Genomic DNA, 23915 nt, shown 5'->3' with positions numbered 1-23915 from the left:
ATCGGCACCGGTCCGTTAAGGCAGACGAGTGAAGTGAAGGTACCGCGTAGCGGCGCGAGGACCGCCAGCCCCGGTGCGGCCCCAGACGGCGTTATCGTCAGTCGTTTAACTAGCCATAAATGGCGACCATCAGGGCAGCAAACGCTGCGGATGACTATAAACCGTGGCGCGTCCCGGCTTGCTGAACCCCACCAGCGTCAAATTGCACCGTTCGGCGACTTCAACTGCAAGCTGAGTGGCGGCAGAAACCGCAAATAAAATCTCCACGCCACACATTGCCGACTTCTGCACCATCTCATAGCTGGCGCGGCTGGAGACCAGCACAGCGCCCTGCTGCCATGGCTGCTGGCTGCGATGGCCGAGCAGTTTATCCAGCGCCACGTGACGCCCAACATCTTCACAGCCACCCTGCAATTCCCCCTGCGACGACATCCACGCGGCGGCATGTGTACAACCGGTAAGATTGCCAATCGGCTGGTAGTTACGCAGTTGCGCCAGACCGATATCCAGCCTGGCTAAATCAAAGGTTTGGGTAAACGGCAGCGGTTGCAGCGGCTTGCCAATCTGATCGAGCTGCTCCACACCGCATACGCCGCAGCCGGTGCGCCCCGCCATCGCACGGCGCTGCTCTTTCAGCGCCATAAAACGGCGGCTTGAAAGCTCAATCTGCACTTCGATGCCGTTGCAGCCCGGCACCACATCCATACCGAAAATCTCTTCGGGCTTATCAATAATTCCCTCGGACAGCGAGAAACCCAGCGCAAACGCCTCCAAATCATTGGGCGTTGCCATCATCACCACATGAGAAATGCCGTTGTACACCAGCGCGATCGGCACCTCTTCTGCCAGCCAGTCGGTTTCGACGCAGGCAATATCGCGTCGTTGTCGCACCGATGCCTGCACGGCGCCTTTGATCTCACTCACACTCTGGTGACTTTCTTGTGCTTTTGCTTTCACTTTGCTCGCCTCGTGCAACAACCACATAAATGCAGTGGTATTATTTCGCTGCTATTCTCTCACTGTTAGTTGGGTCATTGTCAGCCTCGTTCCAACGCTCAGAAAAAATAAAAATGTGTAGCCATGTCGAAAGGATATTCCATGAACGTCAGCCGAAGAAGCTTCTTCAAGATTTGCGCTGGCGGTATGGCAGGGACAACGGCAGCACTGCTCGGCTTCACACCCGAAGTAGCGCTGGCGGAAACGCGACAGTACAAACTGCTGCGTGCCCGCGAAACTCGTAACACCTGCACTTACTGCTCAGTGGGCTGTGGCTTATTAATGTACAGCCTCGGTGACGGCGCGAAAAACGCCAAAGAGACCATTTTCCACATCGAAGGGGACCCGGATCATCCGGTAAGCCGTGGCGCATTGTGCCCGAAAGGCGCAGGCCTGCTCGATTTTGTTCACAGTGACAGCCGCCTGCACTTCCCTGAATATCGTGCGCCTGGTTCGGACAAGTGGCAGCGCATCAGCTGGGATGACGCCTTTGACCGTATCGCCAAACTGCTGAAAGCAGACCGCGATGCCAACTTTATCGCGCAGAACGCGGCGGGCGTCACCGTTAACCGCTGGCTCTCTTCAGGCATGCTGTGTGCGTCCGCTTCCAGTAATGAAACCGGCTACTTAACCCAGAAATTTACCCGATCGCTCGGCATGTTAGCGGTCGACAACCAGGCACGCGTCTGACACGGACCAACGGTAGCAAGTCTTGCTCCAACATTTGGTCGCGGTGCGATGACCAACCACTGGGTCGACATCCGAAATGCCAACCTGATCGTAGTGATGGGCGGTAACGCCGCTGAAGCGCATCCCGTAGGGTTCCGCTGGGCGATGGAAGCCAAGATTCACAACAAAGCGAAATTAATTGTTATCGATCCGCGCTTCACGCGCACGGCATCGGTGGCAGACTTTTACACGCCGATTCGTTCCGGTACCGACATCACCTTCCTGTCGGGGGTCCTGCTGTGGCTGATACAAAATGACAAAATCCAGCATGAGTATGTGCAGGCGTACACCAACGCCAGCCTGATCGTGCGTGAGGATTATCATTTTGAGGATGGCCTGTTCAGCGGTTACGACGAAGCCAACCGGAAATACGACAAAACCAGCTGGAACTATGAACTGGGTGACGACGGCTTTGCCAAACGCGACGACAGCCTGCAACATCCACGCTGTGTATGGAACCTGCTGAAGCAACACGTCAGCCGCTACACGCCGGAGATGGTTGAGCGCATTTGTGGCACGCCTAAGAATGACTTCCTGCACGTCTGTGAACTGATCGGCGAGACCAGCGCACGCGACCGCACCACCTCATTCCTGTATGCGCTGGGCTGGACGCAGCACTCGGTAGGCGCGCAGAACATCCGCACCATGGCGATGATCCAGCTGCTGCTCGGTAACATGGGCATGGCGGGTGGCGGGGTCAACGCCCTGCGCGGTCACTCCAATATTCAGGGTCTCACCGATCTCGGCCTGCTGTCGCAAAGCTTGCCGGGTTATATGACGCTGCCCTCGGAGAAACAGACCGATCTGCAAACCTATCTCGCGGCAAACACCCCGAAACCGACGCTGCCGGGTCAGGTGAACTACTGGGGGAACTACCCGAAATTCTTCGTCAGCATGATGAAAGCCTTCTTCGGCGACAAAGCCCAGGCCGAGAACAGCTGGGGCTTTGACTGGCTGCCGAAGTGGGATAAGGGTTACGACGTCCTGCAGTACTTCGAGATGATGTCGCAAGGCAAGGTGAACGGCTACTTGTGCCAGGGCTTTAACCCGGTGGCATCGTTCCCCAATAAACGCAAAGTGATCGATTCCCTGTCGAAGCTGAAGTTCCTGGTCACCATCGACCCGCTCAACACCGAAACCTCGACCTTCTGGCAAAACCACGGCGAGTTTAACGATGTCGATCCGGCGAAGATTCAGACCGAGGTGTTCCGTTTACCATCAACCTGCTTCGCGGAGGAGAATGGCTCTATCGTCAACTCCGGGCGCTGGCTGCAGTGGCACTTCAAAGGCCAGGATGCGCCGGGTGAAGCGTTGAATGACGGTGAAATCCTTTCCGGCATCTACCTGCGTCTGCGTGAGATGTATGCGCGCGAAGGTGGTGCGCTGCCGGAGCAGGTGCTGAACATGACGTGGCACTACCAGACGCCAGATAACCCGGCATCGGAAGAAGTCGCCATGGAGAGCAACGGCAAGGCGCTGGCGGACGTGTTGGATGACAAAGGCACGGTGCTGGTGAAAAAAGGCCAGCAGCTCAGCAGCTTTGCGCAGTTGAAAGATGACGGCAGCACCAGCAGCGGCTGCTGGATCTTCGCGGGCAGCTGGACGCCAGACGGCAACCAGATGGCGCGGCGCGACAACACCGACCCGAGCGGGCTGGGTAACACGCTGAACTGGAGCTGGGCTTGGCCGCTCAACCGCCGCATCCTCTACAACCGCGCGTCTGCCGACCCGCAGGGCAATCCGTGGGATCCGAAACGGCAAATCCTCAAGTGGGATGGCAGCAAATGGGGCGGCATGGATATTCCGGACTACAGCGCCGCCGCACCGGGCAGCAATGTCGGGCCGTTTATCATGCAGCCGGAGGGCATGGGCCGCCTGTTTGCACTCGACAAAATGGCCGAAGGTCCGTTCCCGGAACACTACGAGCCGTTTGAAACGCCGCTGGGCACCAACCCGTTACACCCGAACGTCATCTCGAACCCGGCCGCACGCGTGTTCAAGGACGATCTGGCGGCGATGGGCAAAGCCGAGCAGTTCCCGTATGTCGGCACCACCTATCGTCTCACTGAGCATTTCCACTACTGGACCAAACACGCGCTGCTCAATGCCATCGCGCAACCGGAGCAGTTCGTGGAGATTGGCGAGAAGCTGGCGAACAAGCTCGGCATCGTGCAGGGCGATACGGTGAAAGTGAGTTCCAATCGCGGCTATATCAAAGCCAAGGCGGTGGTGACGAAACGCCTCCGTCCGCTGAATGTCGATGGCAAAGTGATCGATACCATCGGCATTCCGATTCACTGGGGCTATCAGGGCGTGGCGAAAAAAGGCTTTATCGCCAATACCCTGACGCCGTTTGTCGGTGATGCCAACACGCAAACGCCTGAGTTTAAGGCGTTCCTGGTTAACGTTGAGAAGGTGTAGGAGAACGTAGATGGCTTATCAATCACAAGACATTATCCGCCGCTCCGCCACCAATGGTTTCACGCCTGCCCCGCAGGCGCGTAATCATCAGCAGGAAGTGGCCAAGCTGATCGACGTCACCACCTGTATTGGCTGCAAAGCCTGTCAGGTGGCGTGTTCGGAGTGGAATGACATTCGCGATGAGGTCGGTCACAACGTCGGGGTATATGACAACCCGGCGGATTTGACCGCCAAATCCTGGACGGTGATGCGCTTCTCAGAAGTGGAGGAGAACGGCAAGTTAGAGTGGCTTATACGTAAAGATGGCTGCATGCACTGCGCCGATCCCGGCTGCCTGAAAGCCTGTCCCTCGGAAGGGGCGATTATTCAGTATGCCAACGGCATCGTCGATTTTCAGTCAGAACAGTGCATTGGCTGCGGCTACTGCATTGCTGGCTGCCCGTTTGACGTGCCGCGCCTGAATAAAGACGACAACCGCGTGTATAAATGCACGCTGTGCGTCGATCGTGTCACTGTCGGTCAGGAACCGGCATGCGTGAAAACCTGCCCGACCGGCGCCATTCATTTCGGCAGCAAAACCGACATGCAGGCACTGGCGGCAGAACGCGTGGCGGAGCTGAATACGCGCGGCTATGACAACGCAGGCCTGTACGATCCGGAAGGCGTGGGCGGTACACACGTGATGTACGTGCTGCACCACGCCAACAAACCGCAGCTGTATCACGGCTTGCCGGAAAACCCGAGCATCAGCCCTGCCGTCACCTTCTGGAAAGGCATCTGGAAACCGCTGGCCGCCATCGGGTTTGCCGCCACCTTCGCGGCCTCGGTGTTCCACTACGTCGGCGTTGGGCCGAACCGTGTGGAGGAAGATGAGGATGAGAACCTGCACGAAAAAGAGGAGCGCGAATAATGAAAAAGCGCGATCGTCTGGTGCGTTACAGCGCACCGGAACGCATCAATCACTGGATTGTAGCGTTCTGTTTTGTCCTTGCCGCCTTGAGTGGGCTGGGTTTCTTCTTCCCGTCGTTTAACTGGCTGATGCACATTTTGGGTACGCCACAACTGGCGCGGATTCTGCATCCGTTTGTCGGTGTGGTGATGTTTGCCGCTTTTATCATCATGTTCCTGCGCTACTGGAAGCATAATCTGATCACGCGTGATGACCTGGTGTGGGCGAAAAACATCCACAAAATCGTCCGTAATGAAGAGGTGGGTGATACCGGCAAATACAACTTCGGGCAGAAGTGTGTGTTCTGGGCTGCTATCATCAGCTTAATCATGCTGCTGGTGAGCGGAATTATTATCTGGCGTCCTTATTTCGCAGGCGCCTTTGCCATTCCGCTGATTCGCGCCGCTCTGGTGGTGCATTCGGTCTCAGCTGTGGCACTGATCGTGGTGATTATGGTGCATATCTACGCGGCCCTGTGGGTCAAAGGCACCATTACCGCCATGGTTGAGGGCTGGGTTCCCGCTGCGTGGGCGAAGAAACATCATCCACGCTGGTATCGCGAGCAGCGCCAACGCCAAACACAACAGGAAAAACGTCCCTGATGAGTATTCGCATCATCCCACAGGATCAGTTGGAGAAAGGCGAAAAAAGCATGGCGGAGCAGGTTCCGCCGCTGCTTTTTCCTCGGCTTAAGAATCTGTATAGCCGCCGTGCGGCGCGTTTGCGTGAACTGGCAGCGAAGAACCCACTGGGCGACTATCTACGCTTTGCCGCGGTGATCGCCCAGGCGCAGGAAATCGTGCTGTATGACCATCCTTTGCAGGTCGATCTGCACGCACGTTTAGCCCAAAGCGCCGAACAGGGTAAACCCCCGCTCGATATCCATACTTATCCGCGTGATGCGCACTGGCAGCGTTTGCTGCATTCGCTGATCGCCGAACTCAAACCAGAGATGAGCGGTCAGGCCCTGGCGGTGCTGGAAAATCTGGAAAAAGCCTCCTCCTCCGAGCTGGAAGGGTTAGCCAGTGCGCTGCTGGCGGGCGAGTTTGCCCAAGTCAGCAGTGATAAATCGCCGTTTATTTGGGCCGCGTTGTCTATCTACTGGGCGCAGATGGCGGCTCTGATCCCTGGAAAAGCGCGAGCAGAATACGGTGAGCATCGTCAGTTTTGCCCGGTGTGCGCCAGCGTGCCCGTCGCCAGCGTGGTACATATGGATGTCGGTCAACAGGGGCTACGTTATCTACACTGTAATCTGTGCGAAAGTGAATGGTATGTGGTGCGCAGTAAGTGCTCCAACTGCGAACAGACGCGTGATTTGCACTACTGGTCGCTCGACAGCGAAAAAGCGGCCGTGAAAGCGGAGAGCTGTGGCGACTGCGGAACCTACCTGAAGATGCTCTATCAGGAGAAGGATCCCGCGGTTGAACCGGTGGCGGATGATTTGGCATCACTGGTGCTGGATGCGCGTATGGAGCAGGAAGGGTTCGCGCGCAGCAGTTTGAATCCGTTTATGTTTCCCGGGGATTAATGCGATGAATGCCCGGTTGTACCTAAATGCGCACCCTACGAAACCGTAGGGTCACCGGGCAACCGTAGGGCCGCTATTTATGGCGACCGTCAACCAGGCAATTGAAATGTCATCGTTACGGCGAGCATCAACCAGGCGACCGTCATCAATGCCGTACACCACCCTTTAACACGGAGGCGTTCAATGAAACTGATTGGCAGCTACACCAGCCCCTTTGTCCGTAAAATATCAGTGATGCTGTTGGAAAAAGGTCTGGTGTTCGAATTCGTCAACCAGTCGCCTTGGGTTGAGGACAGCCACGTGCCGCAATACAACCCGCTGGGTAAAGTCCCGGCGCTGGTTGACGACAACCATCACACCTGGTTTGACTCCTCGATCATTGCCCAGGTGATTGAACTGCGCGGAGATGCGCCAGCCATGCTACCGGATGACCCGCTGCTCTCCTTAAAAATCCGCCAGCTGGAAAAACTGGCGGATGGCGTCAACGATGCCGCCGTCATGATCGTGCGCGAACAGATGCGCCCCGGCGCTCAGCAATCGGAAGAGGTGCTGCTGCGTAACCGTGAGAAGATTTTGCGCGGCCTGGATGCCCTGGAAACTGCGGCAGCACAGGGCGAATTGATCAATAACGGCACGCTGAATCTGGCGGATATCGCCACCGGCTGCATGATTGGTTATCTCAACTTCCGCCGCGTGCTGCCCAACTGGTGCGTCAATCGACCGGCATTGGTGAAAATGGCAGAAATGCTGTTTCAGCGGGAAAGTTTTGCCCGCACCGTTCCGCCTTCCTGCTAAGTTGCCCGATGAAAACCCTCTATACCCAACTGCCTGCCATTGACAGCCTGCTGCGCGATCCCGCGTTGCAGCCGCTGTTAATGCACTCTGGCACCGCTTTTACCACCCGCCAGCTGCGCGCCATGCAACAAGAGGCGCGCGATCACATTCAACAACATCAAATGCTGCCTGACTGGCATGCTAACTGGCCTGAAGAAGCACAGCGCCGCGTGCAACAGCAGCAACAGAGTGCGCTGCGGCCCGTCTTCAACCTGACCGGTACCGTTCTTCACACCAACCTTGGCCGCGCCCAGTTAAGCGAAAGCGCCATTGAGGCGGTGACCGCCAGCCTGCGCCAGCCGGTGACGCTGGAGTATGCGCTGGATGACGCCGCACGCGGCCATCGCGACCGCGCGGTGAGCGCCCTGTTATGCGAACTCACCGGTGCAGAAGCGGCCTGTATCGTGAATAACAACGCCGCTGCGGTGCTGCTGATGCTGGCCTCACTGGCACCCGGCCGCGAAGTGATTGTCTCGCGTGGAGAGTTGGTGGAGATTGGCGGGGCCTTTCGTATTCCCGATGTGATGCGCCAGGCAGGTTGTCAGCTGGTCGAAGTGGGCACCACCAACCGCACGCATTTGAAGGATTACCGTGCCGCCATCAACGATAACAGCGGTCTGTTGATGAAGGTGCACACCAGCAACTACCAGATTCAGGGGTTCACCCATGCCGTTACCGAAGCTGAGTTGGTGGTATTAGCGGCTGAGCATCAGCTGCCGGTGATCACCGATTTGGGCAGTGGCTCATTGATCGATATGACCACGTTGGGTTTGCCCGCCGAGCCGATGCCGCAGCAGCTGATTGCAGCCGGCGTCGATGTGGTGAGTTTCTCTGGTGACAAGCTGTTGGGGGGTCCACAAGCCGGCATAATCGTCGGTAAAAAGCGCTGGATTGATCAGCTGCAGCAGCATCCGCTGAAGCGTGCTCTGCGCGTGGACAAAATGACACTCGCGGCGCTGGAAGCCACCTTGCAGCTTTATCGCCAACCGGAAAGTCTGTGTGATGCATTGCCGACCCTGCGTTTGTTGACTCGAACATCGCACGACATTTTACAGCAAGCCGAACGGCTGATGCCCGCGCTAGAGCAGTCTTATGGCTCGGAGTATACGCTGGCGATCGCCGCCTGTTCGTCGCAAATCGGTAGTGGATCGCTACCCGTTGAGCGCTTACCGAGCTTTGCCATCACCTTCAGCCCACGCGCCCCGCATGCCAGCAGCCTTGATGCACTCGCCCAACGCTGGCGCACGCTGCCCCGACCAGTAATCGGCCGTATTCAGGACGGCAAACTGTGGCTGGATTTACGCTGCCTTGAGCAGGAAGCCGCGCTGATTGAGGCGCTAACGTCATGATTATCGCCACGGCAGGACACGTCGATCACGGCAAAACCGCACTGCTGCAAGCCTTGACGGGGGTCAATGCCGATCGCCTGCCGGAAGAGAAACGGCGCGGCATGACCATTGATCTCGGCTATGCCTATTGGCCGCAGCCGGACGGCCGGGTGATAGGCTTTATCGATGTCCCCGGACACGAGAAGTTTCTTGCCAATATGCTGGCGGGTATTGGCGGCATTCATCACGCCCTGCTGGTGGTGGCCTGTGATGATGGCGTGATGCCGCAAACGCGCGAGCATCTGCAGCTGCTGGCTCTGGCAGGGCTTCCGCCGCTCTGCGTGGCGTTGACCAAAGCCGATCGCGTTGACGCTACGCGCATCGCCGAAGTGCAACATCAGGTGGCAGAGCTGACACAGCAGTTGGGCTGGTCAGCGGCACCGCAGTTTATCACCAGCAGTAGCACCCAACTGGGCATTGAGGCGTTACGTCAGCACTTGAGTGAGCTGCCTGAACCCGCTTTCGATGCGCACCGCCGTTTTCGTCTCGCTATCGACCGGGCTTTTACCCTGAAAGGCAGCGGATTAGTGGTCACCGGAACGGCATTAGCGGGCGAGGTGAGCGTGGGCGACACGCTGTGGCTCAGTGGCCTCAATCTGCCGGTGCGTGTGCGCTCCTTGCATGCGCAGAACCAGTCGGTGACGCGCGCACAAGCAGGTGAGCGTATCGCGCTGAATATCGTGGGTGAGGTGGAAAAAGCCCAGATCGCGCGCGGTGACTGGCTGCTGGCACAGCCGCAACCCCAAGGCACCCAGCGTCTCATCGTGGCGCTGCGCCTGCTGCAACCGCTTAAACATGCCTCCCAGCCCGTGCATATCCATCATGCAGCCAGCCACGTGATGGGCCGACTGACGCTGCTTGAAGATGATCTGGCAGAGCTGGTGCTCAATGAACCGCTATGGCTGGCGGAAAACGATCGGCTGATCATTCGCGACAGCAATGCGCAGCAATCCTTGGGGGGTGGCCGCGTCGTGCTGCTTAACAGCAAAAAACGGGGCAAACGACAGCCAGAGTATCTCGGTTGGCTGCAACAATTGGCTGCCGCAGAGCGTGATGATTCCAGCCTGCAAGCGCACTTCTCTCTCCATCCTGTGGAATATGCCGATCTCGGCTGGTCACGCCAGCTTCACCCCGCTGCGCTGGATGCGCTGCTGGAGAACCTCGATGCGTTGCGGCTCGGCAACACCTTGTTAGCAGCCGAACAAGCGGGGGTATGGCAGCAGCGCCTGCTGGCGTCGTTGTCGGCGTTTCATTTGCAGCATCCTGAAGTACCGGGCATCGGGCGCGATCGTCTGCGCCGTGTGGCGCTGCCGCATCAGCCACCTGAACCGGTCATCGCGTTGATTGATCAACTCCTGGCACAAGGTCACTTGCAGCATCAGCAGGGCTGGCTGCATTTACCGGATTTCAAACCGCGCTTTAATCCGCAGGAAGAGATGTTGTGGCAGCAGATCGGCCCACTTTTCAATGACCAACCGCTGTGGGTGCGTGATATTGCGGTAACCACACAGCTAGAGGAAGAGACCGTGCGTAGCCTGTTGCTCACCGCCGCTCGTCTCGGTCACATTACGGCGATCGTGCGCGATCGCTACTACCACAGCGACCAGATCCAGATCTTCGCCGATCTGATTCGCCAGCGTGACGCCGACGGTGGCAGCACCAGCGCCGCCGACTTCCGTAACCAACTCGGCACCGGACGCAAAATTGCCGTGCAGATTCTGGAGTTCTTTGACCGCAGCGGTTTCACCCGTCGCCGGGGTAACGACCACCTGCTGCGCGACGCCCGCCTGTTCGAAACCCGCGCCTGATCTTGGCGTTGCCTCGCAGTTATCACTGTAACTGCGCTGCAACGCGCATTCCTCGTTGAACAAAAATGTGCCAGGATGTAAGAACTATTCTTACATTGGAACACAACGATGGCACGTACCATGACAATCGATTTAGGCGATGAACTGCGCGAATTTGTGGAATCTTTAGTGGCGTCCGGCGACTACCGTACGCAAAGCGAAGTAGTGCGCGATTCACTGCGTTTACTGCGTGAGAGGCAAGCGGCATCGAAGCTGGAGAATTTAAAAAGTCTCATTCAGGAGGGTATGGACAGTGGAGAACCCATTCCCTGGGATGTAGATGAATTTTTACGGAAAGCCAAAGCCAGGGTCGGCATTTATGAAAAAAGAAATAGTGATAACACCGAGTGCGAATGAAGATTTACTGACTATCTGGCTCTATGGATGCTGCAATTTCGGTGAGATGCAGGCTGATCGTTATGCCATGAATATAAACAAATTATTTTCCAATCTCATGGTGAATAATTTTGGAGGCCGCCGCACAGATTATGGCCGAAATTTTTACTCCGTAATTCATAGTGAACATATCGTGATTTACCGCGTTGAACCGGAGCAGATCATCATTGCACGTATTCTCCATCAATCCCAGGATGCACCATCACATATCACTTGGGATACTTCGTTTTAAAAACAAAAAGGGACGATCGCTCGTCCCTTTAGTGCACTTCACTCTGTTACTTACTGCAGCAGAGAAATATCCGCGACCTGCAAGAACAGCGCACGCAGTTGCGCCAGCAGCGTCAGGCGGTTGATACGCACTTCGGCTTCATCGGCGTTAACCATCACGTTGTCGAAGAAGTTATCGACCGCTTCACGCAGTTGTGCCAGTTCCACCAGCGCATCCTGATAACGGCCTTCCGCGAAGTACGGCTGCAGTTTGTCACCCAGCGCCGTCACAAAGGTCGCCAGCTGGATCTCGGCGTTCTCTTTCAGCAGCGAAGCCTGCACGCTGTCGTTCAGGGTTTCGGTGGATTTAGCCAGGATGTTGGAAACACGTTTGTTGGCCGCAGCCAGCGCAGACGCCGCTTCCAGCGAACGGAAGTGCGATACCGCTTTCATGCGTGCATCAAAATCGGCAGGACGGGTTGGACGACGCGCCAGCACGGCCTGGATGGTGTCTACGCTGTGGCCCTCTTCCTGATACCAGGTACGGAAACGACCCAGCATGAAGTCGATCACCTCATCTACCACCTTGCCGTTACTCAGCTTGCTGCCGTACAGGCGCACCGCTTCTTCGGTCAGGGTTTGCAGATCCAGCGGCAGGTTCTTCTCAACGATAATACGCAGCACGCCCAGCGCCGCACGACGCAGTGCGAACGGGTCTTTATCGCCTTTCGGATGTTGACCAATACCGAAGATGCCCGCGAGGGTATCCATCTTGTCAGCGATCGCCACTGCACAAGCCACGAGGTTGGATGGCAGCGCATCACCGGCAAAGCGCGGCTGATACTGCTCATTCAACGCCACGGCAACGTCTTCGGCTTCGCCGTCATGACGCGCATAGTGCATGCCCATCACGCCCTGCGTATCGGTGAACTCGAACACCATGTTGGTCATCAGGTCACACTTCGACAGCAGGCCTGCGCGCGTCGCATGATTCACATCGGCACCAATCTGCGCGGCAATCCAACCCGCCAGCGCCTGAATGCGATCTGTTTTGTCACGCAGCGTACCCAGCTCTTTCTGGAACAGCACCGTCTCCAGACGTGGCAGGTTATCTTCAAGACGCTTTTTACGGTCAGTGTTGAAGAAGAACTCCGCATCCGCCAGACGTGGGCGCACTACCTTCTCATTACCGGAGATGATTTGCTGCGGATCTTTCGATTCGATGTTCGTGACGAAGATGAAGTTTGGCAGCAATTTGCCGTCCGCGGCATACACCGGGAAGTACTTCTGGTCACCTTTCATGGTGTAAACCAGCGCTTCAGAAGGCACCGCGAGGAATTTCTCTTCAAACTTCGCCGTCAGCACCACTGGCCATTCCACCAGCGAAGCCACTTCTTCCAGCAGGCTGTCGCTCAGGTCAGCGATGCCGCCTAATTGCTGTGCTGCGGCTTCGGCATCGGCTTTGATTTTGGCTTTACGCGCCGCGAAGTCAGCAACGACTTTACCACGCTCCAGCAGTTGTTGCGGATACTGATCGGCGTTGTCGAGGGTGAATTCCGGCTCGCCCATAAAGCGATGGCCGCGAATCACACGGTCGGACTGAATGCCAAGGATGGTGGCCGGGATCAGTTCATCGCCCAGCAGCAGCGTCACGGTATGCACCGGACGGACAAACTGCACGTCACTCGCACCCCAGCGCATTAACTTAGGAATCGGCAACTTGCTCAGTGCCGTGGCGACCATTGCCGGCAACAGCGCCTGTGCGCTTTCACCGGTAACGGATGCGCGATGCACCAGCCATTCGCCTTTATCGGTGCTCAGACGTTCAGCCTGCGCCACCGTAATACCGTTACCGCGCGCCCAACCTTCAGCCGCTTTGGTGGCATTGCCATCCGCATCAAACGCGGCAGCAATCGCTGGACCGCGTTTTTCGACTTCACGATCCGGCTGTGCGGCGGCCATATGGGCCACTTTCAGCGCCAGACGACGCGGCGCAGCAAACCAGCTGACGTCGCCGTGCACCAGACCAGCGCTGTCCAGTTCTGCGGTAAAGTGCGCAGCAAAGGCTTCAGCCAGGCTACGCAACGCTTTCGGAGGCAACTCTTCGGTGCCAATTTCCACCAGGAAAGTTTTATCGGTCATGGCTGCCTCTTACTTGTTTTTATTGCACATAGGGAAGCCAAGCGCCTCGCGGGACGCATAATAGGCTTCAGCCACGGCTTTCGTCAGGGTACGAATACGCAGGATATAGCGCTGACGTTCGGTAACCGAAATCGCCTTGCGTGCATCCAGCAGGTTAAAGCTGTGTGCCGCTTTCAAAATGCGCTCATAAGCAGGCAGCGGCAGCGGTTTTTCCAGTGCCAGCAGCTGTTGGGCTTCTTTCTCATACTGCTCAAAGCAGGTGAAGAGGAAGTCCACGTCGGCGTATTCAAAGTTGTAAGTCGACTGTTCCACTTCGTTCTGATGGAACACTTCGCCGTAGGTGGTTTTACCAAACGGGCCGTCGCTCCACACCAGATCGTACACGCTGTCCACGCCCTGGATATACATCGCCAGACGCTCAAGGCCGTAGGTGATCTCACCGGTGACCGGCTTGCACTCAAGGCCGCCAACCTGCTGGAAGTAGGTGAACTGCGTCACTTCCATGCCGTTGAGCCACACTTCCCAGCCCAATCCCCAGGCACCCAGCGTAGGGTTTTCCCAGTTATCTTCCACGAAGCGAATGTCGTGAATTGTCGGGTCCATACCCAGCTCTTTCAGTGAGCCCAGGTAAAGTTCCTGCAGGTTGTCTGGGTTTGGCTTAATCACCACCTGGAACTGGTAGTAATGCTGCAAACGGTTCGGGTTTTCACCGTAACGACCATCGGTTGGTCGGCGTGAAGGCTGCACGTACGCGGTCGCCATTGGCTCTGGGCCTAATGCACGCAGGCAAGTCATGGGATGTGAGGTGCCAGCGCCGACTTCCATGTCCAGTGGTTGAACAATGGTGCAGCCTTGGCGCGCCCAGTAATCCTGCAAGGTCAGGATCAGGCCCTGAAAGGTCTTGGTATCAAACTTTTGCATGTTGAATTCGCACGCGATACGGATCGGTTAAAAAAAGAGTGCGCCAGTATACCCTTTGACCGCGGATTGTGCAGCCGGAAATCCTGGCGCGTCTTGAGGTGAAAATGGCGCAGTTTTACCGCTGAAAACGCAACAATAAGAAAATCGTATACGATTCATAAAGGCGGCGTCACACAGACTGAAAACTCATCATTATCCATTCATTTTCAATGTGATAAACAAAAAACTTCCAAACCTCATTGCGTGACTAAAATCACCTTTTCGACCTGTTGGTCAAAAATCGCACATTGACACTTGTATAATCGTATACGAAATTGCGGTGAAACAGTTTTGTTGGGAATTTCACCATGAAGACCGCAATCGCTTACCCAGGAATGAATGCCAGCGACCGCCCGATGGGCCCGGCACCGCTGTCCGCCGCTGTACTGCACGAACCGATGTTGTTTATCTCAGGGCAAGTCGCCATCGACCCTTACAACGGGCAGATCGTCGGCAAGGACATCGCCAGCCAGACGCGCCAGGTGTTGAAAAATGTCGGCGACCTGCTGAGTGAAGCGCAGATGACCTTCGATAACGTGGTACGGGTGACGATTTACCTCACCGACCTCAGCACCTTCAGCGAAATGAACGCCGCCTATAGCGAGTTTTTCCAGTTCCCGTTCCCGGCGCGTGCCACCGTTGGTATTCAACTTAACCATCCTGACCTGCTGGTCGAGATGGAAGTCACGGCGATGCGCTAATGCATATTCATATTGAAAACGATGCCAGTGGCCCGCTTGCTCTGCACCTGTCACGGGAAAGACTGCAACAGCAGCTGGATGCGCATCCGAAACTGCGCAGCCACTTCACGCTGACAGAAAACAGCGATCCGGCGCAAACCGCCCCCTTCCTCGCTAACTGCGATCTGCTGTGGAGCGGTCGCAAGCTGGCGTTAGATGCATTCAGCACCCCGCGCCTGCGTTGGGTGCAGGTGATGTCGGCTGGCGTTGAGCAGTGGCTGGCGCATTTGCCCAAGGGCGTAACGCTGACCAACGCGTCCGGCGTCCACGGCGATAAAGGCGCGGAATTCATTCTGATGGCGGCGTTGATGTTCAACTTCGGCATTCCGGGATTTTTGCAGGATCAGGCTCAGCGCTTATGGCGCCCGACCTTCGGTGGCTGTGCGCGCGGCAAAACCGTGCTGCTGCTCGGCGTCGGTGGCATCGGCGCGGCAGCGGCCAAGCTGTTAACCGCGCAAGGCTATCGCGTGATTGGCGTCACGCGCAGCGGGCAGTGTGATGCCGACGTGGCGCGCTGCATTCGCATTGATGCCATCGACGACGTGTTACCGCAGGTGGACGTGTTGGTCTCAACACTGCCGCTGACGCCACAAACGGAGATGCTGTTTGATCGCCGCCGCCTCGATCTGCTGCCCGCCCGTGCAGGCATCGTGATTGTTGGCCGTGCTGCGGTATTTGACTACGCCGCCATGCGCGAAAAACTGTGTGCCGGAGAGTTGGCAGGCGCGGTGCTGGATGTCTATCCGCAGGAGCCTTTGCCCGCTGACGACGCACTGTGGAACACGCCCGGCGTGGTGATGACACCGCACTGCAGCCTCGACGATCACAGTGCCTACCTTGAAGGCTGTCTTGAGGTGTTTATCGACAATCTGGTGCGTTATCGCAGTGGTGACCCGCTGCGCAACCAGGTTGATGTTGAAAGAGGGTATTGAAGTAGTTGCACCAATAAAAGCCGTAAAGACGTTCATAAAACACAAGGTCATCGCTTACACATTCACCAGCACCAGGGGAACCTTATTATGAAATTTGCACGCATCGCAGTCCTTATCTCTGGCATCTCCGGCACCTTGCTGGCTGGACTCTCCAGCGCGCATGCCGCCAGCACCGATCCGATCAAACCCGCCGCCAGTGACTTCGCGGCAATGGCGCAGTGTAAAGCGCTGCAAACCAAATATCCGTCACTGAAAGGCAAAGATCTGGTGGTTGGCCTCGGTGGATACACCAAAGGCTTTGAAGCCCCTTCGGAGAAAGACCCGAGCATTATCGAAGGTCTTGATCCTTCGCTGTTTGAGCGTATCAGCAGCTGCCTCGGCGCAAAACACAGCTATCAGAGTGGCTCGTTCAACGTACTGCTGACCTCGATCTCCAACGGTCGTGCAGATATCGGCCCCATGCTGTATGTCACCGATGAACGCCTGAAGCAGATCGCCTTTGTCGCCTCAATGCAGGTGCAGGATGGCTCGATTCTGGCAAAAGGTAACCCGAAGAAAATCAACACGGTGGATGACCTGTGCGGCAAAACCGTGGCTGCGGCGGCGGGCTCATATGAAGCCAACAAGCTGGTGCCTGAGCAGAGCGCCAAATGCAGCGCCGCTGGTAAGCCGGAAGTCAGCATGTTGATGGTGCAGAACACCGACAACAGCATTCAGGCAGTGAAAAGCGGCCGTGCTGACGTCTACCTGACCGAAGCCGGTTCGGCCATCGCCATTGCTAAAGCCGACAAAACGCTGGAAAGCGGCTTCACCGTTGACTTGCCAATTATGGTTGGCTTCCCGATCGCCAAAGACAACGCCACCCTGCGCAGTGCCGTGCTGGATGCGATGAAGGTGATTCAGGAGAGCGGTGCACAGAAGAAATTGCTGGATTACTGGGGTCAGGGCAGTGCCGCTGAACGTCCGGTTGTTGCGCGTGGTTAATGCATAAACTCAGCCCGATCAATTGGGTTGCCGCAGCGCGTGCAACCCAAACGATCACGTTGGGGGAGATAACGCCTTGGATGATTTTCTTAAGTACCTGACCTTCCCTTACCTGTGGGAAGGTGCCGTCATCGCCGTACAGTTGCTGATTGGTGCGCTGGCGGGCGGCATTATAATTGGCTTTTTCCTGGCGTTGGCCAGCACCTCAAAGCACTGGTTTATCCGCGTGCCGGTGAAAACCTACATTTACCTGCTGCGCGGCACGCCGGTGCTGTTGCAGTTGATCCTGCTCTATAACGTGTTGCCAGAATTCGGACTGCGTTTGAGCCCGTTCACCAGTGCCATGCTGGCGTTGATGATCAACGAAACCGCCTTTTGCGCCGAAATCATTCGCGGCGGCATCATTGCCACCGACCGCGACCAGAGCATGGCGGCCCAGGCATTCGGCTATTCGCGTACCAAAGAGATGATCCACGTCGTCATCCCGCAAGCACTGCGCGCCATTTTGCCGACCATGGGTAACGAGACCGTTGGCCTGCTGAAATCGACCTCACTGGCGTCGGTGGTCGGCGTCAACGAACTGACCATGCGCGGCCAGGCGATTGTGTCGCAGAACTTCCTGTTTATTCCGGTATTGGTGGCCTCTGGCGGCATCTACCTGATCCTCTCGACCGCCCTGGCTGGCGGACAGTGGTGGCTGGAGAAGTTCTACAACCTCGATGAACGCGCCCGCCGCGCCCGTGCGCGCCTGGCCACCCTGCCGCCAGAAGCCGATGTCATGGCGATGCAGTTGCCGAAACGCCGCTGGGATACGCAAACCGCCGCACCGGTGCTGGAAGTGGACAAACTGTGTGTCGATTACGCGGGTAAAGCGGTGCTGAAATCGCTGTCGCTCACCGTGCGCCGTGGTGAAGTGGTTGTGCTGCTGGGTCGCTCCGGCTCCGGTAAAAGCACCCTGTTGAAATCGATTCTGGCGCTGACGCCGCGCACCAGCGGTACGATCCAGACCGAAGGCCACTTTATGGGCAGCGATGAAAACGGTCGTGCCCTGGCCGCCCGCCATTTACCGGCCAACCGTGCCAAGTCAGGTATTGGTATCGTGTTTCAGCACTTCGCGCTGTTCGATCATCTGACCGCATTAGAGAACGTGATGAGCATTCTGCTGCGCGTACAGGGCGCCCAGCCTGAAATCGCGCGCGCCAAAGCGATGCGTGCACTGAAAATGGTGGGATTGCAGGATTTCGCCGCCTCATTGCCGCACGAATTATCGGGCGGTCAGAAACAGCGCGTCGGCATTGCGCGTGCGCTGGCGGCAGAACCGCAAATCCTGCTGTTCGACGAACCCACTTCGGCGCTCGACCCTGAGCTGGTGCGTGAAGTGAACCAGACGATGCGCAATCTGGCCCAAACTGGCATCACCATGATCATCAGCACCCACGACATTGCCTTTGCGGCAGGCGTGGCGGATCGCGTGGTGTTCTTGCAGGACGGCGCGTTGATTGAAGAAGGTCCTCCGGCCATTCTGCAAAACCCGAAAACACCGGCCTTTGCCACTTTCCTCGAACACGAAAATGCCACGGAGGCTCAGCATGCCAACGCATGAACTTGCTGCTCGTGAGCGTCTCGGTGATGCGCTGTTCCGCTATATGCAAGGCCAGCCTGCCGATGCGCTGTCTGGCGAATCCGATGCCAATCAGCAGGCGCTACGCCGTTTCCGCCTGCTGCCGCGCGTCTTACAGGGCAACGAGGGGATCAGCACCGAAACCACGCTGCTGAATCAACGCTGGGCGGCACCGCTGGGCGTCGGGGCGTTTGCTGGCGACCGCATCTTTCATGAAGAAGGGTTGTTGCCGATTGCGCGCGCCTGTAAACGCCTGCAATTGCCGCTGGTGATCTCGGAAGAGACCGTCACACCGCTGGAGCAGATTGGCGCGGAGTATGATCGCTGCTGGTTGCAACTGCGTGCCGCGGGCGATGTCGGCCGCATCAAAGACTTAATCGATCAGGCTGCACAAGCCGGATTTAAAAACATTGTTCTGACCGTGCTCGCACCGGTGCATCCGGTCGCGGGTTTACAGCCTGGCGGGTTCTCGATTGGCGAGGCGCTAAAACAGCGCGGCTGGCACACCATTGGCGGAACGGAACCGGGCGTCGCCGCGTTACCGGCTTTTCCAGTGTGGCGCTGGCAGCAGATTGATGACGTCGCGGCGCACTGCGCCACGCATCAACTGCCGCTGTGGTTAAAAGGCATTTTGCATCATGACGATGCCGCTCAGGCAACTCAGCACGGCGTCAGTGGCATCATCGCCTCCAACATTGGCCTGCGCCAAAGTGCACGCTGGGCAACGCCGGTCGATCAACTGCCCGATTTGCAAGCCGTTACCCGCTTGCCGCTGCTGTTGGACGGCGGAGTGCGCTGCGGCAGCGATGCAGTGGTGGCGCGTTGCCTCGGTGCCTCCCTGTCACTCAGCGTGCGACCGATCATCAGCGCCTTAGTGGCCGGTGGCGAAGACGCGGTGTTTGATCTGCTTTCCGGCTGGATCAATGAAATCACCGCGATCAGCCACTGGTGCGGCGTCAGTGATATGGCGGCACTCAACGGCAGCTTTGTTAGCGAGGTACGCAACTGATGCAGCAACTCATTTTCAATCAGGGCGATGCCAGCGAATCACGCATCTATTACTGCGCCCACTATCTGGCCGACAGCCTCGGCTTGTTCGCCGCCGAGCAGTTGCAGGTCACCTTTACCACCAGCGCCACGGGCGGTCACACCGTGCAGGGCGGCCAGGTGCCTGCCGTTCTGAGCCGCGATGCCGATCTCACGCTGGGCGGCCCGATGGTGGTGATGAAGCATTTTCAACAGCATGGCGCAGAGCTGCAGTGCTTTTGCGCCTCGGTGGCGGCTAACCCGTGGTTTCTGGCGGCGGCGCAGGCGCAACCCGATTTTCAACTCAGCGATTTGCGCGGCAAACGCGTGCTGGATGTCGGTAATGTCGGCACCGCCACGCTGACCTTCCGCTGGCTGCTGGCGCAGCACGGATTGCAGGATCAGGTGGCGTTGATTTCCGGCAGCGGCGATCAGGCACGCGATTTCGCTGCCGTGGCCGCAGGCGAGGCCGATTACGCGCTGCACGCCATACACATGCTGGCACCGGCCATTGCTGCCGGGCAGCTGAGCAGCGTCAGCAGCCTCGCCACCCTGTGCGGCCATGTCCCCTGGAGCGCCTACATCGCGCGTGCCGATGTGTTGCTGGAGAAGGCATCAGCGTTCCACGCGTTCTCACGGGCCATCGAACAGGCACTGACGTGGATCGCGACTCATGATGCCACCGCACTGGCTGACCGCGTGCAGCACTACTATCCCGATTATCCACGCGATGCGCTGGTGACGGGGCTGGCGGCCTATCAGCACGCCCAGGTCTTCGCGCCAGGCTGCGTTATCCCGCAGCACGAATTTGAACACTTCAGCCAGCTGTTGAGCGCTATCGGCTGGCTGGATCCTTCTCAACCGGTGCCCTATTTCGCACTGGTCACGCAGGCAGGAGCAGAGTGATGAAACAGCTTATTATCAATGGTTTGGTCGTAACAGAGACCCGTGCAGAACCGGCCGACTTGCTGATTGAGAATGGCATAATCAGCGGCCTGCTGACGCCTGGCGCGATGACAGCAGGCGTGGATGAAATCATTGATGCGCAGGGATTGATCATCGTTCCCGGCGCTATTGATGTGCACACCCACTTCACTGGCTCGCATGATTTCCCACAGCAGGAGCTGCGCGAAGGTACACAGGGTGCCGCCGCACATGGCGTCACCACCATCGTTGAGATGCCGCACTCACTGCCGCCCGCCACCTCGCTGAAGAATTTCACCGCCAAACAACAATGGCTGGCAGACAACTGCTCGGTGGATTACGCCATGTGGGCCGGACTGGATGGCCGCAACGTACACGAGCTGGCGGCGCTGGATCAGGCGGGCGCACTGGCGTTTAAAGCCTTCCTGTGCAGCGGTGCGCCGAACGGCGAAGCGACCGACGAAAAAGGTCTACCACGCCTTGATGACGATGGCCTGCTGCGCGCAATGCGTGAGTTAGCCACGTTCGATGGCCTGATTGGCGTGCACGCGGAAAACCACGACATCCTGATTGGCGCAGGCAGTGAACTGCGCCGTGCCGGACGCAAAGATACCCGTGCGCATGCGCTGGCAGGCCCGGAAATTGCCGAGATTGAAGCCGTGGGCCGCGTGCTGGCGGTCGCCGAAGAGACCGGTGCGCGTTGCCATATTGTGCATGTCAGCTCCGCGCGCGCCGCTGAAACCATCGTCGCCGCCAAAATCCGGGTGCGCGCCAGCTTCGAAACCTGTCCGCACTATCTGATTCTGGATGAGGACGATCTGGTACGCATCGGCCCCAATGCCCGCTGCGGCCCGCCGATTCGCCCACGTCCGGTAGTGGATGCACTGTGGCAAGTGCTGCTGCGCGGCGATGTCGACATGATCGCCTCCGACCACTGTCCCTATACCCCTGCACAAAAACAGGCCGGTGAAACCAGCATCTGGGATGCCGGCATGGGATTAACCGGCGTGGAGACGCTGAGCCCGATGTTCTTTAGTGCCGCACACATTGAACGTGGCCTGGCCCTGACCGAATTCGCCCGCATGACCGCCAGCGGCCCAGCCAAAGCCTTCCAGCTGTGGGGCAAAAAAGGGGCGATTGCACCGGGCTTTGATGCCGACCTGGTATTTTACGACGCGCAGCAGAGCTGGACGGTGGAGGGCGCGGCGTTCCAGGGGTTGGGTAAGTGGAGCGCATTTGAAGGGATGCGCTGTCAGGGTAAAGTAGTGCGCACTCTTATTCGTGGTGTCACGGTTTACCAGGATGACCAGATGCAGGTTGAACCCGGCTTTGGTCAGTTCGTGACCCGACAGGCAGCAACAGGACAATAATCATGGCAGGAAAATCGTCAACTATCCGCCGCAAGAATAGCGCCCCGCTGGCGCAGGAATCCACCAGCGAAGAGAGCTGGCAAACAGCACGCCCACGCACTCTGGTCGATCACGCGGTCGATGCCATTCTCAGCGCGGCCTCACGCGGCTTAGTGCTGCCCGGCGACCGTATCGCTGAGCCGGATCTGGTGGCCAAACTCGGCATGAGCCGCGTGCCGATCCGCGAAGCGCTGCGCATTCTGGAGAGCCAGGGCATCGTCACCAGTGAGCCGTACAAAGGCATCCGCTTGATGGAGATTTCTCATCAGCGGCTGGAGCAGATTATCGACGTGCGCATCCCGCTGGAGACGCTGGCCTGCCGCCGTGCAATCGAAGCCGGTCGCAACGGTGCCGAACAGCTGACGCAGCTGTACCAAGGCGTGGCGCAGATGCAGACCATGATGCAAAACGATGACGTTTACGGTTTTGCCTCGGCGGATACCGATTTCCACCGCACGCTGTGCAGCTTTGCCCACAACCCGGTACTCAGCAATTTGTGGGAGTCCATTGCGCGCCAGCTGACGGTGATTTTCGGCCTCTCCACCATGGGCAAATCGATGAGCGACATCATTGAAGAGCACCAGCGGCTGATCAACGTGTTCGCCGATGGCGATATCGCGCAGATGACGGATGAGATTGAAAACCATATTCGCATTCAGGCACTGGATGTGGACTACGAAACTTTGATTATGCAGCGCCGACAGCAGCGTTCCGCTGTGGGCTGATGCTTTGTTGATTGCCTTTACACCAGGAAAACCACGATGAAGATCACCAACGTTGAGGCGTTTTATCTGCGCCTGCCGGTTATTGAGCAGCGCACAGATAGCTCTCAGGACGCGCTGCTTATCAAAATCACCACCGATGCGGGTATTACCGGTTGGGGTGAAGTGGATGGCAGCCCGTATGTCACCAAAGCCATTATCGAAGCACCCTATTCACACACCATGGTCACCGGCCTGAAATCGCTGTTGATCGGCGAAAACCCACTGGAAACCGGTCGCCTGTGGAAGAAGATGCACAAAGCCACCATCTATTACGGTCGCAGTGGAGCGGTATTACAGGCGATGGCGGGCATTGATATCGCGCTGTGGGATATCAAAGGCAAAGCGCTCGGCAAACCGATTGTAGAACTGCTGGGTGGGGCAATGCGCGACAAGATGCGCGTTTACTCCTCCAACATGTTCCAGTACAGCGTGGAAGAGACCGTGGCGCGCGCGCAGCACGCCATTGATACCGGTCATACCGGCGTGAAATTTGGCTGGGAGCCGTTTGGCACCGACGAAGCCATGGACCTGCGCTACCTCGAAGCGTTGCGCACCGCGATGGGCGACAGCGTCGATTTGATGCTGGATGTCGGCCATGTCTGGGATGCCAAAACCACCGTGCGCCGCAGCCAACGCTATGAACATCTCAACCTGTTCTGGATTGAAGAGCCACTGCATCCGGATAACTACGCCGGTTACGGCCAGGTGTCTGCCGCCTGCCAGCAACATATCGCTGCCGGTGAGCAAGAATGCTCGGTGGTCGGTTTCCAGCGCCTGATTGATGAAGGCGGGATCGACATCGTGCAAATCGACCTGACGCGTACCGGCTTTACCCAGGCGATGGAAATTGCCAGCTACGCGCACAGCCGTGGACGCAAGGTGTGTAACCACAACTTCACCACCGACATCAACACCGCCGCGTCACTGCACTTCCTGTGTGCGATTGAGAATGCGCTGGTGATGGAGTATTGCGTGGAGCCAGGCGAGATCAGCCGTTCACTGGCGAAAAATCCGGTACGCATCGCCGAAGGTTACGCGTGGCTACCTGGTGAGCCAGGCCTGGGCGTCGAGCCGAACGAAGCCGTGATTGAGAAGTTTTTAGTGCGCGATTAACC

21 protein-coding genes are annotated in these 23915 nt (G+C 57.6%); 18 read left to right on the top strand and 3 right to left on the bottom strand.

Annotated elements, in window-relative coordinates; all coding sequences use genetic code 11:
• Window positions 1–129: 129 nt before the first annotated feature.
• The gene (fdhD, locus tag ACPUC8_RS18490) at window positions 130–915 is read right to left on the bottom strand and encodes a formate dehydrogenase accessory sulfurtransferase FdhD (protein ID WP_439654605.1); all 786 of its coding nucleotides are present in this window, start codon (window positions 913–915) and stop codon (window positions 130–132) included.
• Window positions 916–1098: 183 nt separating this feature from the next.
• Here fdhD and fdnG point away from each other — a divergent pair, with 183 nt between their 5' ends.
• The 9 genes from fdnG to ACPUC8_RS18445 all read left to right on the top strand — a co-directional run bounded on the left by fdnG (window position 1099) and on the right by ACPUC8_RS18445 (window position 11320).
• On the top strand, window positions 1099–4146 hold the full coding sequence (gene fdnG, locus ACPUC8_RS18485) for a formate dehydrogenase-N subunit alpha (RefSeq protein ID WP_494926973.1): 3048 nt from the start codon (window positions 1099–1101) through the stop codon (window positions 4144–4146).
• 10 nt (window positions 4147–4156) lie between these two features.
• The gene (gene fdxH / locus ACPUC8_RS18480) at window positions 4157–5056 is read left to right on the top strand and encodes a formate dehydrogenase subunit beta (RefSeq protein ID WP_039328480.1); all 900 of its coding nucleotides are present in this window, start codon (window positions 4157–4159) and stop codon (window positions 5054–5056) included.
• Window positions 5056–5697: a formate dehydrogenase cytochrome b556 subunit gene (fdoI, locus tag ACPUC8_RS18475; protein ID WP_039328479.1), complete on the top strand. Its 642-nt coding sequence runs from the start codon at window positions 5056–5058 to the stop codon at window positions 5695–5697. Before fdxH ends, fdoI begins: the two co-directional genes overlap by 1 nt.
• Complete coding sequence (fdhE, locus tag ACPUC8_RS18470; protein ID WP_283228750.1) at window positions 5697–6623, top strand: formate dehydrogenase accessory protein FdhE; 927 nt, start codon at window positions 5697–5699, stop codon at window positions 6621–6623. The genes fdoI and fdhE overlap by 1 nt, the downstream gene beginning before the upstream one ends.
• A gap of 183 nt (window positions 6624–6806) precedes the next feature.
• Window positions 6807–7418 (top strand): glutathione S-transferase, encoded by a 612-nt coding sequence (locus ACPUC8_RS18465; protein ID WP_494926972.1) that lies wholly within the window; start codon window positions 6807–6809, stop codon window positions 7416–7418.
• Between the two features lie 8 nt (window positions 7419–7426).
• The gene (gene selA, locus ACPUC8_RS18460; RefSeq protein ID WP_494926971.1) at window positions 7427–8806 is read left to right on the top strand and encodes an L-seryl-tRNA(Sec) selenium transferase; all 1380 of its coding nucleotides are present in this window, start codon (window positions 7427–7429) and stop codon (window positions 8804–8806) included.
• Window positions 8803–10653 carry a selenocysteine-specific translation elongation factor gene (gene selB / locus ACPUC8_RS18455; RefSeq protein WP_494926970.1) on the top strand — a complete coding sequence of 617 codons (1851 nt, stop codon included), beginning with the start codon at window positions 8803–8805 and terminating at the stop codon, window positions 10651–10653. Before selA ends, selB begins: the two co-directional genes overlap by 4 nt.
• A gap of 108 nt (window positions 10654–10761) precedes the next feature.
• Window positions 10762–11049 carry a type II toxin-antitoxin system ParD family antitoxin gene (locus ACPUC8_RS18450; RefSeq protein ID WP_039328474.1) on the top strand — a complete coding sequence of 96 codons (288 nt, stop codon included), beginning with the start codon at window positions 10762–10764 and terminating at the stop codon, window positions 11047–11049.
• Window positions 11012–11320, top strand: coding sequence for a type II toxin-antitoxin system RelE/ParE family toxin (locus ACPUC8_RS18445; RefSeq protein WP_494926969.1), 309 nt, complete (start codon window positions 11012–11014; stop codon window positions 11318–11320). Before ACPUC8_RS18450 ends, ACPUC8_RS18445 begins: the two co-directional genes overlap by 38 nt.
• A 50-nt stretch (window positions 11321–11370) precedes the next feature.
• On the opposite strand, the gene glyS is transcribed toward ACPUC8_RS18445, so the two are convergent.
• Window positions 11371–13440: a glycine--tRNA ligase subunit beta gene (glyS, locus tag ACPUC8_RS18440; protein WP_039328472.1), complete on the bottom strand. Its 2070-nt coding sequence runs from the start codon at window positions 13438–13440 to the stop codon at window positions 11371–11373.
• Between the two features lie 9 nt (window positions 13441–13449).
• Window positions 13450–14361: a glycine--tRNA ligase subunit alpha gene (gene glyQ, locus ACPUC8_RS18435; protein ID WP_008105242.1), complete on the bottom strand. Its 912-nt coding sequence runs from the start codon at window positions 14359–14361 to the stop codon at window positions 13450–13452.
• 347 nt (window positions 14362–14708) lie between these two features.
• Here glyQ and ACPUC8_RS18430 point away from each other — a divergent pair, with 347 nt between their 5' ends.
• From ACPUC8_RS18430 to ACPUC8_RS18390, 9 genes are all read left to right on the top strand, one after another.
• Complete coding sequence (locus ACPUC8_RS18430) at window positions 14709–15101, top strand: RidA family protein (protein WP_039328470.1); 393 nt, start codon at window positions 14709–14711, stop codon at window positions 15099–15101.
• A complete protein-coding gene (locus ACPUC8_RS18425; RefSeq protein ID WP_494926968.1) occupies window positions 15101–16072 on the top strand; it encodes a D-2-hydroxyacid dehydrogenase in 972 nt (323 codons plus the stop codon). The genes ACPUC8_RS18430 and ACPUC8_RS18425 overlap by 1 nt, the downstream gene beginning before the upstream one ends.
• A gap of 87 nt (window positions 16073–16159) precedes the next feature.
• A complete protein-coding gene (locus ACPUC8_RS18420) occupies window positions 16160–17056 on the top strand; it encodes a transporter substrate-binding domain-containing protein (protein ID WP_494926967.1) in 897 nt (298 codons plus the stop codon).
• Between the two features lie 76 nt (window positions 17057–17132).
• Window positions 17133–18659 (top strand): amino acid ABC transporter permease/ATP-binding protein, encoded by a 1527-nt coding sequence (locus tag ACPUC8_RS18415; protein WP_039328466.1) that lies wholly within the window; start codon window positions 17133–17135, stop codon window positions 18657–18659.
• Window positions 18646–19686, top strand: a complete 1041-nt coding sequence (locus ACPUC8_RS18410) for an alpha-hydroxy acid oxidase (protein WP_039328465.1) — start codon at window positions 18646–18648, stop codon at window positions 19684–19686. The genes ACPUC8_RS18415 and ACPUC8_RS18410 overlap by 14 nt, the downstream gene beginning before the upstream one ends.
• Window positions 19686–20609 (top strand): ABC transporter substrate-binding protein, encoded by a 924-nt coding sequence (locus ACPUC8_RS18405; protein WP_494926966.1) that lies wholly within the window; start codon window positions 19686–19688, stop codon window positions 20607–20609. The genes ACPUC8_RS18410 and ACPUC8_RS18405 overlap by 1 nt, the downstream gene beginning before the upstream one ends.
• Window positions 20609–21997: a dihydroorotase gene (locus ACPUC8_RS18400; RefSeq protein WP_494926965.1), complete on the top strand. Its 1389-nt coding sequence runs from the start codon at window positions 20609–20611 to the stop codon at window positions 21995–21997. The genes ACPUC8_RS18405 and ACPUC8_RS18400 overlap by 1 nt, the downstream gene beginning before the upstream one ends.
• A gap of 2 nt (window positions 21998–21999) precedes the next feature.
• Window positions 22000–22761 (top strand): GntR family transcriptional regulator, encoded by a 762-nt coding sequence (locus ACPUC8_RS18395; protein WP_039328462.1) that lies wholly within the window; start codon window positions 22000–22002, stop codon window positions 22759–22761.
• A gap of 36 nt (window positions 22762–22797) precedes the next feature.
• Window positions 22798–23913 (top strand): mandelate racemase/muconate lactonizing enzyme family protein, encoded by a 1116-nt coding sequence (locus ACPUC8_RS18390; RefSeq protein ID WP_039328461.1) that lies wholly within the window; start codon window positions 22798–22800, stop codon window positions 23911–23913.
• Window positions 23914–23915 lie beyond the last annotated feature (2 nt).

It is taken from the genome of Pantoea sp. CFCC18177 (genome assembly GCF_059412425.1).
This window is presented reverse-complemented; position numbering and strand designations above follow the sequence as displayed.

Coding starts and splice junctions, on each gene's coding strand:
- fdxH (WP_039328480.1), top strand. CDS start 4,157: ATGGCTTATCAATCACAAGACATTATCCGCCGCTCCGCCACCAATGGT.
- fdoI (WP_039328479.1), top strand. CDS start 5,056: ATGAAAAAGCGCGATCGTCTGGTGCGTTACAGCGCACCGGAACGCATC.
- fdhE (WP_283228750.1), top strand. CDS start 5,697: ATGAGTATTCGCATCATCCCACAGGATCAGTTGGAGAAAGGCGAAAAA.
- ACPUC8_RS18465 (WP_494926972.1), top strand. CDS start 6,807: ATGAAACTGATTGGCAGCTACACCAGCCCCTTTGTCCGTAAAATATCA.
- selA (WP_494926971.1), top strand. CDS start 7,427: ATGAAAACCCTCTATACCCAACTGCCTGCCATTGACAGCCTGCTGCGC.
- selB (WP_494926970.1), top strand. CDS start 8,803: ATGATTATCGCCACGGCAGGACACGTCGATCACGGCAAAACCGCACTG.
- ACPUC8_RS18450 (WP_039328474.1), top strand. CDS start 10,762: ATGGCACGTACCATGACAATCGATTTAGGCGATGAACTGCGCGAATTT.
- ACPUC8_RS18445 (WP_494926969.1), top strand. CDS start 11,012: ATGAAAAAAGAAATAGTGATAACACCGAGTGCGAATGAAGATTTACTG.
- glyS (WP_039328472.1), bottom strand. CDS start 13,440: ATGACCGATAAAACTTTCCTGGTGGAAATTGGCACCGAAGAGTTGCCT.
- glyQ (WP_008105242.1), bottom strand. CDS start 14,361: ATGCAAAAGTTTGATACCAAGACCTTTCAGGGCCTGATCCTGACCTTG.
- ACPUC8_RS18430 (WP_039328470.1), top strand. CDS start 14,709: ATGAAGACCGCAATCGCTTACCCAGGAATGAATGCCAGCGACCGCCCG.
- ACPUC8_RS18425 (WP_494926968.1), top strand. CDS start 15,101: ATGCATATTCATATTGAAAACGATGCCAGTGGCCCGCTTGCTCTGCAC.
- ACPUC8_RS18420 (WP_494926967.1), top strand. CDS start 16,160: ATGAAATTTGCACGCATCGCAGTCCTTATCTCTGGCATCTCCGGCACC.
- ACPUC8_RS18410 (WP_039328465.1), top strand. CDS start 18,646: ATGCCAACGCATGAACTTGCTGCTCGTGAGCGTCTCGGTGATGCGCTG.
- ACPUC8_RS18405 (WP_494926966.1), top strand. CDS start 19,686: ATGCAGCAACTCATTTTCAATCAGGGCGATGCCAGCGAATCACGCATC.
- ACPUC8_RS18400 (WP_494926965.1), top strand. CDS start 20,609: ATGAAACAGCTTATTATCAATGGTTTGGTCGTAACAGAGACCCGTGCA.
- ACPUC8_RS18395 (WP_039328462.1), top strand. CDS start 22,000: ATGGCAGGAAAATCGTCAACTATCCGCCGCAAGAATAGCGCCCCGCTG.
- ACPUC8_RS18390 (WP_039328461.1), top strand. CDS start 22,798: ATGAAGATCACCAACGTTGAGGCGTTTTATCTGCGCCTGCCGGTTATT.